3 protein-coding genes are annotated in these 17,058 nt (G+C 55.1%); 1 reads left to right on the plus strand and 2 read right to left on the minus strand.

Annotated features, from left to right (window positions below):
- Positions 1–17: 17 nt before the first annotated feature.
- Complete coding sequence (locus Pla100_RS02590) at positions 18–14,051, minus strand: LamG-like jellyroll fold domain-containing protein (protein ID WP_146576089.1); 14,034 nt, start codon at positions 14,049–14,051, stop codon at positions 18–20.
- 204 nt (positions 14,052–14,255) lie between these two features.
- On the opposite strand from Pla100_RS02590, the gene Pla100_RS02595 reads away from it, so the two are divergent.
- Positions 14,256–14,843 carry a hypothetical protein gene (locus Pla100_RS02595; protein ID WP_146576090.1) on the plus strand — a complete coding sequence of 196 codons (588 nt, stop codon included), beginning with the start codon at positions 14,256–14,258 and terminating at the stop codon, positions 14,841–14,843.
- Between the two features lie 11 nt (positions 14,844–14,854).
- On the opposite strand, the gene Pla100_RS02600 is transcribed toward Pla100_RS02595, so the two are convergent.
- Complete coding sequence (locus tag Pla100_RS02600; protein ID WP_146576091.1) at positions 14,855–17,044, minus strand: site-2 protease family protein; 2,190 nt, start codon at positions 17,042–17,044, stop codon at positions 14,855–14,857.
- Positions 17,045–17,058: the final 14 nt, after the last annotated feature.

The following is a 17,058-nucleotide window of genomic DNA, read 5'->3' on the forward strand; positions in this document are numbered from 1 at the left end:
GCAATGCGGGCAATAGCTCATTGGACGTCTCCCTCATGACGCGTTGTATTGTTCTGATGGCGGGCATCTAACCGACGCCAACGGCGCTGACGCCGATCAAAATTTCTTCCCGCCTGTGTTTCCTCTGCCGCATGTGATGAACCGCGTTGGCTGGTTTGTTGATGGATGCGTTTGCGACGCCGAACAGAAGTCGCTAGCAGAACCGTTCCGACACCCGATTCAACGACGGCCGAATCGTCATCGGATTTAGCTTCTTCTTTTGTGTCTGAGTCACCGGCACCTTCACCGCCAGGCGGCAAATTGCGTTCCTCCGTTTCGCTGTCAACATTGCTCGATGGATTCGGCTGAGCAAAAGACACATCGCCTACGTCGCGTGATTCGAAATCGCGAACCGTGAACACTCGCAGTATGCTCTCGCCAGTTTGAGGATCCGACTCAACAATCACATAAACACCGGCGGAACGCATCGGGTCGCTGCGATACTCTCTCATCAATGCCTCAACATCACTCGGGGACGGGGTTTCGGTCCCGAGCACATCTCGACTGCTCAATACGCGCTGTCCGGCTCGCAGCTCGGGTACGTTGCGTAGCTCTAAACCCTTGTCGGTTGAATCAGCTAACGGTTCAGTTTCGAGAATCAGCCGCCGTGTTGGGATCTCAGAATCTTCAGGCTGACCGTTTTCGTTCTTGTCGTCGAATCCGACCGCAAACACGGCTACCTCTTTGGACTTCTCAAATGAAACGGGGATCTCGTCGTCGGTTGACAGAAGCGTCGTCGGGTTCATCGAGATGTCCGATACCGATCTTGTTTGAACGAAAAACGCGTCACCGATCACAATCTCCGTCGGCATCGAGAATGTGGGTGGGACGGCGTTGGATAGCACTCCGAAGATCTCGTCGGTCGCGCTATTTAAATCGACTGAAACGCTATTCAAGTCCGCCCGACCGCCGGCTTCAAACAAAAAGAAGTCAGTGGACCGACGAGCAACAAGCGTAGTCGGGAGCTCGACAAATGTATTCAGGAAAGTTGAGGTGAACGGGATAGCACGCTCAAAGACCACCGCGTCGGACGAGCCCACGGCGTGAGCTGGGATGGCTCCCTCAAATACCGCGTTGGGTCCCTTCACACCGACACCGTTGAGTGTCGAAGCGTCGGCTTCGGAAAAGGTTTCGAACAATTGGCTCAAGCCATCAGCATATCGGACAATCGTCAAGAACCCCGCTTCATCGGCGATGCCGATCTGGGTCGAGACTCGTTGTAAAACATTCTGTGCGCCCGAATTGATTGCGAGATCTTTGGTATCAACCGATGTGGCGATCGAAAGGAGAACCGATTCCGTCGACTCGAACCCTGCCGGGCCTTCGTTAGCATCGAACGCATCGATGATCAAACTTGTTTGCAACACGCGTTGAGCGTCCGCTGGGCTCAAGCTTGCATCGTACGTTTCGAAACTCCCGACAAGAACAAGTTCATCGCCCGCGATGAGCGTCATGGAACCATGTTCAGGGGTATGGTTCTGAATTGAGACGCGATTCGATATAGTGAGATTATGCCCGTCAGCGGTCTCAATGTAGAGGTTGACTGCATCGCCAGCACCGACGTACTCATCGACATCAAGCGAGGTTTGATTGGTAAGATATAGGCCGTATCGGCCACCCTGGAACTCGATGAAGGAAAAATCGTCGGTGATTTGTCCGAGTGTTTCGCCACTAATGAAATTTGGTGAAACATTGACGCTCGGTTCAATATTCTGATTCAAAGCTCCCAACACTTGGGTACCAGTTTCGTCGGCAGTCCGGTTCAGGGTGAGTCGAGAATCGGCTTCGATGGAAGCATTCGCTTTCACGCCCCCGGACAGTCGATCGAATCGAGTTTCGGCTAGGTGAATGAACCCGTCCGATGTGAGATTGGCGGATTGTGCGATCAATCCAGATGCCGAGGAAACACTGGCTGGAACAAGATTTTCAACACTGGTTTCACTAAACAAGTTCAATGTCTCGTCGGCGATCACGGTATGCAGCAGCATGGCGGTATTCTCATTGATGCTCACGTTCACGCCGGTCACTTCAACGACAACTCCAAGTTCGACAAATCCTGGGCGTGCGATGCTCACGTCGTCTGTCGTGGCGATCATTCGGACGTCGCCCAGCATTCGCAGCACATCGTTGGCTTGATCGGCTAGCGAGATATTTGTTCCTATCATTTCCGTTTGACCACGGACTTCAATGGTGGCCCCGAGCGGGTTTACGTCGGAGATGCTGCCACCGCTGGTCAGATGCAGGGACGCCGCTTGGACGTGGGTAAGCTGAGTACTGCTGTCTTCGACGATGATCACATCAGAACCACTAACATCAAGTCGCCCAAAGTCAACGCGATCGCCGACTTGGTTACCAAGACTGATCGCATGGCTTTCCGAATTGATGATCGCTTGGTCGGCAATGCTGATGCGGATATCCGCCGCATTGGTAACCGTACCGTCGACGACTAGGTTCAATGTGTTCGCGGTCAGTCCGTTGGTCGTGTCAAAAGTGGTTTCGCTATTCGACTGCGAAGGGACTTCGACAATCATCAGATCGCGTGTGGTTCGGAACGAGATGGCTCCACCTGGATCGGCGGTAAATGCGGTCAACTTATCGACGTTATTTGCGAAACCCAACTGTATATCACCAGACGCCGTCTCCTGTCGCACTCCAAATTCGTTCGCTGTGATCACACCTTCGGAGCTCTGGGTCACGTTTCCATCGGCAATCAACCGAACATCCGCGACGCCAGCATGGATTGCTTGGCTGATCGATAGGCTACCTTGGGAATCAACCAGAATGTCTCCGGCATTGGTGGTTACTAACCCGGCGAGAGTCGAGCCAGCTACGCCCACCGAAGGAGCACTGTCAAAATTGGCACGTGCGACGCCCGCGAAGTCGATACGCGATACAGTCAGCGAATTCATTTCCCAAACAAAGATCCCGGTCGCACTACTGGCCGCAACCGAATCAACATCCGCATCGATGGACCTTGCGTCGGCAACCGACACGTTGTTGCCAGACGTCACATTCCCGATTTGGCCAACGGAATCACCATCGGAATCCGCAACTGCAACAAGGTTTCGAGAAGTCACATTGGTTATCGAAGCATTGTTATCAAGGATGTCTCGCTGAGCGTCCAAACGCACATCGGCGGATCCGGCGTTGATCCAACCAAGCAGAATATCGCTCTCGTTGGTGGCACGTATGAAAACGTTTCCACCATCTGTGTCCGTGTCAGCGACTGGCGACATGATCACACCATCGTTTCCGACCCCTTCGACAGTCTGATTGAATGCCGAAATGAAAATAGTGCCATCGCCCGACGTCGACACATCTGCGTTCTGAAAAATATCGTCGTTAGCGAACAGAGTGACATGACCAGAGCCGGTTTGAACATTTGCATTGGTGATGACATCACTGGAAAAACCTCGCGCCTCGAAAAGCAAATCGCCAGCGCCAACTACGTTGACGCCGATTCCATCGGTTCCACCGTTGATCGTGATCCTGCCGTTCTCGGTGACCAGCTTGATCGGACCATTGACGCTTGTCGTCAAATCTTCCAGTACAGCCAGACTGCGTGCTTCGCTCACATCCGTTGTTCCGCTATCGAAGTCGCTGCGACGCACACCTTCAATGTCAATGCTCACCGCCGACGCTGTATCGACCATAATGGATCCTCCAGCAGCTAGTTCTCGCAAATAGATGCCGCTGGCGGATAAGGCTGCCACCGTGTCGACATTCAAGTCCATCGCGAGGTTGTTCGTGGACGATGTCGTTCCACTTGCGCCACCGATGATGGTTCCGGCTCGCAAGGACAACGATGTTGAGGCTGCCCCGATTGTTTCTTGAATATTGATTGACCCGGCGTTGGCATCCGTGATGCTCCCGCCGGCTTGCAGTGCGATCCGGTTAGCGGTCGCATTGGTGACACTGATCACACCGAGCGTGATACTGTTGCCCGCCAGGCCGAGTACATCTTGTCCCCCAGAGGTGATCGTGGTGTCCCCGTTCATCGTCCAATTGCCTGCGCTCGCTTGGACTAACACGTCGCCGGTGGTTGTGGTGATGTCTCCGCTGTTCGACTGGGTAACGTTCTGGGCCGCGATCAGGCCAACTTCGCCTGCGGTGCTACTGATGAGTGCCGTTTGGCGAATGTCCTCACCGGCTTCGATCAGGATATCCCCGTTGAGGCTCGTGACGGACGAATCGAGATCGATGTCGGTTCCCGCAACCATGTAGATCGTGCCGCTGCCCGAAGTGGTCACTCTCTCGCTGACTTCAACGCTTCGGTCGGCATCGAGCGTGATGTGCCCCGTGCCGCTGGTGATGCTGGCATTGACGATCACGTCACTGCTGGTGCCCCGTGCTTCCAACAACACATCGCCGGTTCCGTTAGCACGGACACCTGCAGTGTCCGCACCACCGTTGATCGTGATCCTGCCGTTCTCGGTGACCAGCTTGATCGGACCGTTGACGCTTGTCGTCAAATCCTCCAGTACAGCCAGACTGCGTGCTTCGCTCACATCCGTTGTTCCGCTATCGAAGTCGCTGCGACGCACACCTTCAATGTCAATGCTCACCGCCGACGCTGCATCGACCATAATGGATCCTCCAGCAGCTAGTTCTCGCAAATAGATGCCGCTGGCGGATAAGGCTGCCACCGTGTCGACATTCAAGTCGATCGCGAAGTTGTTCGTGGACGATGTCGTGCCACTTGCGCCACCGATGATGGTTCCGGCTCGCAAGGACAACGATGTTGAGGCTGCCCCGATTGTTTCTTGAATATTGATCGACCCGGCGTTGGCATCCGTGATGCTCCCGCCGGCTTGCAGTGCGATCCGGTTAGCGGTCGCATTGGTGACACTGATCACACCGAGCGTCATACTGTTGCCCGCCAGGCCGAGTACATCTTGTCCCCCAGAGGTGATCGTGGTGTCCCCGTTCATCGTCCAATTGCCTGCGCTCGCTTGGACTAACACGTCGCCGGTGGTTGTAGTGATGTCTCCGCTGTTCGACTGGGTGACGTTCTGGGCCGCGATCAGGCCGATGTCGCCTGCCGTGCTACTGATAAGTGCCGTTTGGCGAATGTCATCACCGGCTTCGATCAGGATATCCCCGTTGAGGCTCGTGACGGACGAATCGAGATCGATGTCGGTTCCCGCAAGCATGTAGATCGTGCCGCTGCCCGAAGTGGTCACTCTCTCGCTGACTTCAACGCTTCGGTCGGCATCGAGCGTGATGTGCCCCGTGCCGCTGGTGATGCTGGCATTGACGATCACGTCACTGCTGGTGCCCCGTGCTTCCAACAACACATCGCCGGTTCCGTTAGCACGGACACCTGCAATGTCCGCACCACCGTTGATCGTGATCCTGCCGTTCTCGGTGACCAGCTTGATCGGACCATTGACGCTCGTCGTGTGTAGGTCTTCCAGTTCGTTGACCGAATGATCGAAGTTGACGTTGGCAGATGTCGCATCGTTGAAGATGCGATTTGCATCGATTTCGACCGTCACTGAGGCCACGCTGTCGACCGTAATCGAATCCCCGTCGGCCAGTTCTTGTAGGTAGATTCCGCTGGCGGATGAAGCGGCGAGGTTGGTGACTTCCGTGTCGATCGCATTTGCGTTGGTCGCAAGTCCCAGGTTGCCAGCGTTGTCGCCGATGGAGTCTCCCGCAAAGATGATAAGATTGGTCGCTCGAACATTGGTGGTCGGTCCTCCAGCATCGTTGTTGTCGAGTACGCTATCGGAACTAGCAACCAACGATACATTCGTCGCATCAATCAGCCCGAGCCGAAGTTTACCGCTTGCGGCGGTCGCGATGACGTCGGTTCCTGCGTCAATGGATGTACCAGCCGCCATGGTGATGTTATCGCCGGCTTTCATTGAAACGCTACCACCCGTCGTGATGTCCGCTGTGATGGTGGCGGACGTTTGGCTAATATCGATACCAGAATCGATACCAATATCCCCGGATGTACTCGTTAGGTCAGCGTTCAAAGTCACATCGTTAGCCGCCACGATCAAGATATCGCCATTATCCGTCGAAATGCCGGTTTCATTGGCATCGGTGGTGTCGTTGAGCAAGACGGAGCCATGGACCGCTTCGACGAGAACGGAGCCGGTTTCAGTGGTGAACAGATCGTCGTTGATCGTGATATCGTTTCCGGCGGAAAGATGAACACTACCGGTACCGCCGTTGATGTCCGCGTTGGTGATAATATCTGTCGTCGCTTCATCGGCTGCGATACGGATGTTTGCCGCTCCGGTAGCGACAACGCTGTTGCCGTCGGTGGAACCTACGCCGGTGGCACCGTCGTTCAAGGTAATGTTGCCACTAGCCGTCGTCAGGACGATTGAACCGTTGGTGGCGACGAGATCGCTTTGCGCTGCATCGTCGATCGTCGTCAGGCTGCTATCGGAGTTGACTTTCTGCGTGGTCGCAGCAACGTCAGTCACCGTGATCGCGTCGGTTTCGCGAAGAAAGAGGCCACCAATGGAGGTTCGCCCCGAGACAGAATTTATCGTCGTTTCCAAATGGTTGCCCGCCTCACCGGCTCCGATCGCGGCGTTCAGCCGCAAACTGTTGGCGATGATATCCGGTGCGGAATCACCGGCAGTATCCGCATCGAGGATCGATGCGAGATCGCTAGTAAGGGCAACATTGGCGTTGGTGGTGATTCGTCCCAATGTCACGTTGCCCCCCGCATCGGCGTGGATATCTCCGTCGGTTGCCCTCAGCACGGCATCGGCGGCCATGGTAAATGCACCGGTACCCGCATCAACGTGAATGGTGCCGGTGCCGGTCGTGTCGACTGAAACGGTTGCCGTGAGTTCAATCGCGTCAGCGGACATTAAAGTGACGTGGCCCCCGGCGCTGCGGACGTCGGCGTTGGCTGTGATGTCGGAACCAACGTTCTCGGCGCTCAACAGAACATTGCCCGCGTCAAGATTGATGACGTCTTCGTTGACGACGAGGGCGCCTGCCGATCGCAGTGTGATGTGGTCACCACCGGTGACATCATCATTCGCATCAGTGATGGCGATGCCCGACAGCAAGTCAAACGTGCCGACGGTGACGCCGCTGCCGTCGACGTCGTGCAATCGGATGCTGCCGGATTTAGTGACGGTCGCGAGGGTGTTGACGTTCAAGTCAATGTCATCGACGGAGCCAATGCCGCTCCCCGCCCTCAACGCAAGTTCGTCGACGGTGATGTTCGCTACCTCCTCGCCCGCAACGAACATCGTGAGGTTGTCCGTGATGGATCCCGAATCATTACCGTTCGAATCGGCGGTCAGGCGGGCGTCGCCCGACGTGCTGCTGACGATGCTAACGGCGATACTATCGGTCGCTACGAGCGTGATTAAGCCGGAGCCACTGCCGGTGGTGGTTCCGTCGGCCATCGAGATGCTGCCGTTGTCGGCCGTTATGACGATGGTACCAGCTCCGTCGGAATCTCCCGTGACGATGTCTGCGTTCTGGTGGACCACGTCTGCTGTAAGGTCGATATTGCCGCTGGTGGAACTGACGACACCGTTCGTTTCAAGTGTTCCGCTGTCAACATCAACGACAATGTCGCCGCTGGTCGTCCGAATGATCTCGTTCGTTGTGACGTTTCCTGAGAACGCATGCAGGTTTACATCGCCAGTAGTGGCGGTAACTCCGGTCGTTTCCGCGAAACAACTTCCCGCCGTGATGGCGTCAACTGTGAAGCCTCCGTCGTTGATGAAATGAATCGCCCCGATTGAGTGCGCAGCGAAGATATTGATATCATTGGTGGTCGATGAGAGTGCAATTCCGCCCGAGCCCGATCGGACACCAAGGGCATTTGCGTGGATCGCACCCGAGGTTTCTTTTTGAAAGATCTCGCCGTCGGTACTTTCTGCCTGAAGACGAACGCTTGCGGCTCCTGCAGAGATGCTTGCTCGCAGATCGAGATCGTCATTGAGGACGCATAACGTCACGTCATCGTCCGTCGTTATGATGCCGTTGGATGCGTTGACGGTTCCTACCGTCAGTGTATCAGCGTCACGATAAGCAATCGCTCCATCGGTGAACGCAGCGATCACGTCGACATCGTTGCTGACGCTCTGGTCCAGCATGAATGATCCTGCTGCCGCTTCGCTAATCAACTCCAGCGAATTGCCAACGATGTTTCCGGTGGCCGCTTGGGTTGCCGCGCCTTCACCATTGAGATCGAGTCGTATGATGCCAAAAGTCGTGTTGGCGGTGATAGCGCCATCGAGCGTCATTTCTCCGATGTCGTCATCATCGTTGAATCCTGAATCAAGTATCAAGTTGCCCGCGACGGCCTCGATGATCGAACCGCTCTGTAACCTGAGACTGTCGCCTGCTTCAAGCGTGATATCACCAGCAGTTGCTCGGACCGTTACCGCCGCGTCGACAGTTAAATTGTCATCGGCTGCCGCTGCTTCATTTGCTCGAAGGACAATTGAATCAGAAGTCGTCACGTTGTGACTGATTGTGAGCGACCCATTTACGATACCCAAGACTTCGTTCGTAACCGAGGAGGCACTCAACCCGACGCCACCGCCACGGCTTGACGTGTCTCCGATGACGAGCCCACTAGTGTTTTCGAATCTCGCGACTCCTCCGACTTCCAACGCAAGCACATTGGCGTCGATCTCGAACGGCACGACACCAAAATCCGCATCCGCTCCGTTGGCTCGGATGGTCAGTTCATTGGCGATGAACTTGGCGTCGCCGGGGACTCCGAGTTGGCGGATATCCGAATCGGTCACCGTAACGAACAGACTCCCTGACGTTTCGATTCGGCTATTCCTTGAGACCAGCACACCGTCAACCGACATTCCACTGCCTTCGCCTTGACCAACGATCACGATGGTTCCGTCGCCAGTGTCGCTAATCATGCCACCCGCGGCACCGGTGAGAAGGACCCCAGTATTCGAATCACCGGAACCGCGACCTACTCCCGCGATGGTGATGCCACCACCATGGGAACGAACCGCCGTGTCACCAAGTGCTGTCGACGCGACCACAACGCCGCTGTTACCGGAACCGCCGTCTCCGCCAGTGCCCGTGATAACGACTGCTCCGCTCGCGAAGACCTCCGCGCCGTCGGACAAGAGCACTCCCTGATTATTGTCACTCGAGTTGATAGACGAAGCATCCTGGCCGTTGGAGCCTCCCGTGCCAACAAGGTTCAAACCACCTGTTCCAGCTGTAATCCGGGCGGACTCACCGACAACGAAAATTCCGCGGTTGAAGTTATCTCCTTCTCCGCCGGTCCCGGCGATCGAGACATTTCCCGACCCACTGGCCTGAACCGTGCTCCTGTTTACCAGTACGCCAAAATTACCCGATGTCGTTGCGTCGCTGGTACCGATTCCCACAACGGAGATATCACCGCTGCCTGTGGTTGACAACATTGCGTTAAAGAACCGGATCGCCCCAAAATTGTCGTTGGCCAGTGGTGAATTTCCGGCGTCGAATTGGATCTCGCCGTCCTGAGTTGTGATCGAACTCCCAGGATTGAGAATGATGGTACGGCCAGCGTTGAAGGTAACGTTACCGGTTTGGCCGCTCGTCGTCGCAGCGGTCGTATCGATCGCGATGCCTTCGACAACGATCGATTCTGCGGTGACCAAGAGATCACCTGAATTTCCGAGCACGTGGTCCCCCAGCGTTAGATCAGTGTTCAGGTTCACTGAATCGTTACCGGTGTCTCCGTCAATAAAGATCGCCGATCGAAATTCCGCGTCGATCGAATTGATGTTGACGACATCATCTCCAACGCCGGCGTTAATCGCTAGCCGCGTATTGGAGTTAGCAAAACTGATATCCGGTCCGAGCGAAGATTGGATCAGGTTATCAACCGCGCCGAACGCGACGTCCGGCTTGATCTCATTGCCCATGAAGTCGGTGGAAATCATTCCAACGAAGTCACCGGGAGCGGTCACCTCAATCGTTTCGTCCCCGCCGTTTTCGGTCGAGGAGTACAAGAACGATCGCTGATCAACACTCAGTTCATCGCGAATCGGCTCGACGCCCGAGAATGTGATCACTGTCGATAGAAGACCATCGACAAGCGTGATCGTTCCATTGTGCCCCTTGATCGGATCGGCTACGCCCAACGCATAAACGACCGAATCCACAACAGGTTGGTCGGCCTCTGATTTCAGCAAGACCAACGTGTCCCCGCCGTTGATTCCATCGCTTTCGAGCGCATTGCCATTCCCGTTCTGAATGCCACCATTGAAGGTGATGCCATTGATAAGACTGAAGTGCCCTCCTTGAGTCTCGGTCGGCTGCACGATAATGAAGACGTCGTCGCCGCCGTACCCTTCGAACGTGAATGAATCGACGTCGGTAAAATGAAACGTTCCAACAAAGTCCGGAGCGACGCCGGTGACGTTTCGCGTTAGCGTGAAATAACCATCGTTGTCACTGGTAAATGTAACCATCAACAGGTCATCTTCATCGGTTCCGGTCACCAAAACGTCTTCGGTTCCGAACGAATTGAGTTCTTCCTGATTGGCGCCGATATGCGGAATGCTCGTCGTGATGTCGCCTTGATACTCGGTGGACTGATAACCAGCCGACGAGCCGAATCGCAATTGATAGAACTCCTCCAGTGAATCGCCAACGAATGGGATGTTCGGGTCATCTCCGGCGAAGAATGGATTGGCGGTAGAACCGGTGATGTTGCTGGGGTCGAGCGTTTGATTGGAATCGGCGTAAGTGCCAGCTGCACCGTTGAAGAAGGCGTTGTTTAAGACAGCGGCGTTGCTTGGTGTAACGACGCTGTATCCTGTTACGGGAGGCAAAGGTGGAAGTTGTTGCAAGAACAGTTCTATGCTGGTGCCGCTATCGCCGAGATACGTGTTCTCTATCGTTGGGGCTAAATCAAATCCCCAGTGGGCGACGAGGTCCGTGTGAGCGCTGACACCATTGTTGCGGATATCGAGCAGTTCTGTAGTAGAGAGTGCTGAATCGTACCAAGCAATGTCATCCATTAACCCGTCAAAAAAGCGGCCGCTTCCCGGATCACGTCCGACATTCATCAGTCCATTGACCGTGTCCGTTATGGAAGTCCAATTAAGATCGCCGGGGCTAAAATTGTTGAGGTACGTCGACTCGATGCCGTTCAGATAGACCCGCATCTCGGAGGATGAAAAGTCCCATGTGTACTGAATGTTATGCCAACCAGAATTCAACGTTGTTCCATCACCTCCACTGCGAATGACAAAATCGCCGTTGCCGGTAGTCCGTCCATAAAGCTGCCCGCCACCGTTGGTGCGATATTGCATCTCAAAGCCTGAATTCTCAGGGCCTTCGAAAAACTGGTTGCGCGTCCCCGTATTGTCCATCTGCACCCAGAAGTTCAACGTTCCGCCTTCGCCGACATCGAAAGTGGGATCCTGGAAGGTCGCGAAGTCATCCGCTCCGTCAAACGATAATGCCCCGCCAAAGACGCCCTGGGAGGCTTGGTACTCGGGACCGAACGGGACAATGCCCTCGGTCGTCAGGTGCAGTGGAATGCCATTTTGGTTATCGACGGCAACGTTTCCGGATATCTGATCAAAGTCCCAGTGAGCGAGCAGGTTGGCACCGGTATAGGCACTCACTCCGCTTTCCTTGATCGACATGATTTCCGACGCGGTGAGCGCCTCGTTGAAGATGCCGATGTCATCCATCTTGCCCGGATAAATCCGGTCAGGGTTAGCCGGATCCGATCCCACACGAATCAGTTGATCGGCGGTGTTTGCTGCGGTTGACCAAGACGAATTCGCCGGTGTGAAGGCCCCCAAATACGACGCTTCAACGCCGTTAAGATAGATGGCGGTGGACTGGGTGGCAAAGTCCCAGCTAACGGCAACGTGTGTCCATGTGTCGGCCGTAAAAGAGCCCGTCGAGGAATAGGTGAGCGAGCTACCTTCACTGCTATCCGGATAGAAGTAGATTGCCCCGTTTCGGAGAGTGACTTCGACACCGCCGCCATTGAAGAGTGAATGTCGTTGACCGCCGACATCTTCCGGGTTGATCCAAAACGCGATCGTGCCGGCAGAACCGATGTCAATCAATGGGTCTTGCAACACTCCGAAGTCGTCCACTCCGTCGAAATCGAGTGCTCCATCAAAGACGCCACCGGTCGGTATCCAAGCTGGATCTGTTGCTCCCGGTTGAGGACCTCCATAAGAATAACCGTTGAAGATATTATCCTGAATCAGGATTTGATCGGTGTTGGCGGTGTAGGACGGCGTGATGTAAATGGCGGCTGGTTGAGCGAAGACTCCGTTTTGGTTTTGGACATTCGTGTCGTCCCAGTCGAACGTGTTGTGATCGATGACCAGTCCGTCGAGGGTAAGCCCCGCGTTCGTAATCGTGATCGTGTAGTTTTGGTCGCCGCCGGACTGGAAATCGATCGGGTCTAAACCATTGGCGAAATAATTGAACGAGATTTCACCACTGAACGCGAAGTTGTTGGGCGCCCCCGAATCGCCTTGAGGACCGATCGCGATGGGTCCCCAACGGAAGTGGTCTTCGCGGAACTCGTTGCGAGTGATCAGGAAGTTCTCGCCGCTTCCGTGTTCACCGTCACGAATGGCCGCACGTCCCCAACGGCCTTCGAAAATAGAATCGGAGACTTCCAATCCGTCTGCATTCTGTTCAAAGACGATCGCGCTGCGATAGCCTTCATCGAGCGACGGATCGTGCCCGAAGGTCTCACCGAACTGCACGCGATTGATCGTCGTGTTAGCGGTGGTCGTGATAACAACGTACCCCGAATAGTCGTTGCTGGTGAAATTCTCCCAACCCAATTGGGCGTCGCTGATCGTGACGTCGGCAGCAGTGATTCTGATCGCTTCGGCAAACCGATTGCCCGGCGCTCCGGCGCTTCTGATTTGGGTTTGATCCAATCCCTGCCCGTCAATGGTCACGGACCGATCGATCAGCAGAGTCCCCGAATGAACGAAAGTCCCAGAATCGACATGCACCGTTCCACCGGAATCGACCGATTCGATTCCTTCGGCTATCGTCAAAAAACCGTCCACGCCGGCGATACCAGCTTGGTTGCCTGGCGTTGTGAAATCGACATCCGCGATCAGAGAACCGGGCGTTTGAGTGAAGCTGTTGGATACATAAACATCAGGCTGTGCTGCGGCAAGTCCGATCAGCACGACATCATTGCCGTCACCGCCGTTGTAATGAATTTGATATTGGATTCCGCCCGCCGCGGCGACGACAGCCCCGTCTTCCAATCCGTGGAACCTACCCGTCACCAGGTCGGTCGATCCATCGTTGTCAATGATGGTGTAGACATCGCGTGGATTGTTCTCGGTCGAGCCGATATCTTGCAGGTCGAGCGTCACGTCGGAGGCGATGACGACCGTTCCGTTCACTTGGACTTGGTCGTAGTCCGTGCCCGCAACGCCTCCCCGGGATGCGTCCGTCAATACTGCGTTATTGTTATCGTCAACTTCTACCGTGAACGTCGAACCACTATTGAGCACGAGGTTACCGGTAGTGACTACTCCGGGACCGTCCCCAGGTGAGAAATGGCTGCCCGATTGAATCGTCACCGTTCCCGTGATCGTGCCGTTGGTTCCCTGCAGTACTCCACCGCTAACGACCACATCGCCATGAAAATCCAGGTCCATGATGTCGACAACAAGATCCGCACCTGAGTCAGCATCATCGATCGAGATGGACTGAAGACTCGGTGACAACACCGACAGCAAATTGGTACCGCTGCCGGAAACCGAAACTCCGTCGGTTCCCGACCAGATTCCGCTATCGAGCGTGAACCGATACTCGTTGCCGTCAGCGGTTTCGGCAATTTCGAGATTCGCGTTATCAAAATCGGCCAGCAGCAAGTCTGCCACACCGGCCAGTTCAAAACTGGCATTCAGCACTCGACGAGGCTCGAGCACCCGAAAAGCGAGTGGGGATAGCGACTGCCGACGAGAAGGCGTTCGGCAAGCATGAGCGATGCGATTACGCCGCTCGATCCGTTTCCGCAGTTTTTTCAGCAGTGCACGCATTCTAAGCTCAATCAGTACTGTGAACAGAATAAGACCGAACTAACGGCATTCACGCAAAAAATCGCTGATTCAGCTTATTCCAACTTGCCGAAGGCGAAAGTATGAAATTGGAATACGGCCTAAATTGGCCGATCAATAACCTCCCCTACAGAGGAAGCCCGGTTGGGGGTGACAATCATGACAATTGTATCAATCAGATGCTCGGTGAAGCATTTCGTTCCCTGGTGCTTGCTTTGGATCACCGTCGCGACGGTCAATGGCGTCTTCGCGGCCAATACATGGAGCGACGAGGCGGGTAATCGCCACACGAACGAACCCTCGCTGCTGAGTTCCGACGAAATCTTGAGTGGTCTCGCTGAGCCAACGGACTTGTTCGCTCGACTCTCAATCCACTCGGCATACCGTGACGCGGTCAGTTTGACGGACGTCCAAGCACGTGGGGACCTAGCGACAACTCCGACCCTGGGAAGTGCTTTCCCGGCAAGCTACACCTGGATGACGCCGGGAACTTATCACCACCCGTTGTATTTTGAACAAGTCAACCTAGAGCGATATGGGACAGGCGTTCATCCTTGTCTCCAGCCGGCGTTATCGGCAGCGCATTTCTTCACGACCATCCCACTATTGCCCTATAAGATGGGCGATCAGTGCCCAGGTTCCACTGAGTATTCGTTGGGACATTATCGTCCGGGCGACTGCACACCGCATTATCTGCATCGCCGGCCATGGTCGTGGCGTGGTGCGGGGGCCCAAGCTTTGTTCACGACCGGACTGGTATTGGCGGTCCCCTGATCGACCAATCGCTAGTCCCCATGCAATAGCCTCAGCATGAAATCTCGCACGCGTTGTGCGAGAATTCGGGGTGGTGAATCGATCGAAGCCGATACGATCGCATTGTGGCTGGGACAAACCGCTGTCGGCTCCACCACAACATTGACCGAATAATGAGGGGTCGCGGGCCGAATTCGACCTCTGGGATCGATCAACGAACGCAACACGGTATCGCTTTGAAGCGGTTCGGGAGTTTGTTCTAAGGGTCGGGCGGAAATGGCTTCCACTCGTCCGGTGAAGATTGAATTCAAGTCGCGATCGAGTCGCAACCTTGTCGTCGCCCCAACTCGGACCCAGGGTAACTCCGCTTCGCTGACCAAAATTGCGGCGTTCCAAGTGGTATCCGACGCGACCACAGCTAATTGCGTTCCTCGCGGAAAGACCGCCCCGCGATTGTGGAGGTCAAGGCTGCGTTGGATGGCACGTCGACTAATGGGCGTCGCATCCGGGCGAGCCGAGAGTGGCGTCATCCGTTCGCGTGCCCCCGTCATCACGATGCCGGAAAGCGGAGCATGAACGCTCAGCTCGTCGACACGTTCGTTGACCTGTTCGAGTTGCGGTAAAGTCTTCTTCAGCGACTGCCTCGCCGTCGCGAGCTGACTCGCAGCTTCCAAGTCATCGACTTGTCTCGCGGCGAGGTCCTCGATTCGCTGACGAAGTGCCGCGACTTCGCCGGAAAGCTGAATCTGTTGTAGTCGCAACTCAATCGATTCAAGCTGAACCAAAAATGCTCCCGCGCTAACGGTGCCGGTCGCAGCAGTCGCGTCGAGCGGCTTGAGCAAGGCAGCATCGGCGGGTGCGTAAACCGACTCGCGTGGCGATCGCTGTACCAGCCCCCGGCAGACAACGCGAGAGGGCAATGGAACGAAAAAGAAGAAGTAAATAACCAATCCCAAACCGACCAAACCGGTCAAAGTCATCCAAGGACGCAGCTCGCTTCTTTCCCGGCGGATGAATCGAATGATCTGATGAACGCGTCCGTAGGCGGCGAGCAGCACGCCGAACGACAATGGCAATAGTACCCACTGCAAACCGAGCGGATTCAACCACTGATAGAGACCAACGAAAATCAAACCCAACAACAAAAGCCGATAGGCCCACGCCGCAACACCATAGATTCGCAACCATCTAGCGTCGGCGTCCCAATGCGTTGTTTCAGTTTGATATCGAAAGAACACACGACGAACGAGTGAATGCACCGCCTCCTGGCTCTGTTGAGCGAGGTTGGGGATGCCGACCCAATCACTGAGGATATAATAACCGTCATAACGCAGCAGCGGGTTCCCATTAATCAGAACCGTTCCCAACGAGCCGACCAGCATAATCGAGAACGCCACACTTTGAATCGGTGATGGTTCCGTAATCATCCAAACAATGGCGGCCAACGCGGCACAGATCAACTCGACGATCATTCCCGCACTCGAAATCATGATCCGAGCGAAGCGGCTTTCGAGTTTCCATGCGTCGGACACATCACAGTACAAGCAAGGAACCAAGACCAACAACATGACGCCGACTTCATGGCACTCACCGCCGAAATGACGACATGCCAACGCATGTCCCAGTTCATGGAGCGATTTCAATAGGACAAATGCCATCGCAAAATAGAATACCCCCTCACCAGCCAATAGTTGCTCGAGCAAGCGACGGTCAAACCATTGAGTCGACATCACCGCAGTTGTGAAGGCACCTACCAAAGCCACTAAGACCAACGACACGATTAGCAGGGCGGGTCGAAACAGGATGCGTCGCAAACCATCGAATCGATCGAGCAGTGGAGTCGGATCCAACAATGGAAGCCGCATTGCCAAAGGGCTGCCGACGAGGGAAAGCCAGCGACTGCGATGCTTCCGCCGCAATTGATCCTCGGTTCGTTGAGCCGAAACCACACCGGGAATCTGAACAATGCCTTGCGATTCCAGACGTCTGACAAATTGGGCCAGCTCACGCTCATCCAAAGGATCCAGAGCATTTCTTTCCCGCCAAACAGCCTGAATTTCAGGAAGCGTTTTTTGTCCCTTAAACAGGCTCAGTAGACGATACTCGCGATCACCGAACCAAAAAAACTTGAGCGTAATCGGGTCTCGTGCCATCCATCGCGTGCGTTGTTTGCGCGTGCGGCGAGACCATTGCAAGTCCGAACGCAACCAAGGGCGAATCATTGGTCGACGTCGAT

The sequence above is a fragment of the Neorhodopirellula pilleata genome, from assembly GCF_007859915.1.
Classification (GTDB): domain Bacteria; phylum Planctomycetota; class Planctomycetia; order Pirellulales; family Pirellulaceae; genus Rhodopirellula; species Rhodopirellula pilleata.

Coding starts and splice junctions, on each gene's coding strand:
- Pla100_RS02600 (WP_146576091.1), bottom strand. CDS start 17,044: ATGATTCGCCCTTGGTTGCGTTCGGACTTGCAATGGTCTCGCCGCACG.
- Pla100_RS02590 (WP_146576089.1), bottom strand. CDS start 14,051: ATGCGTGCACTGCTGAAAAAACTGCGGAAACGGATCGAGCGGCGTAAT.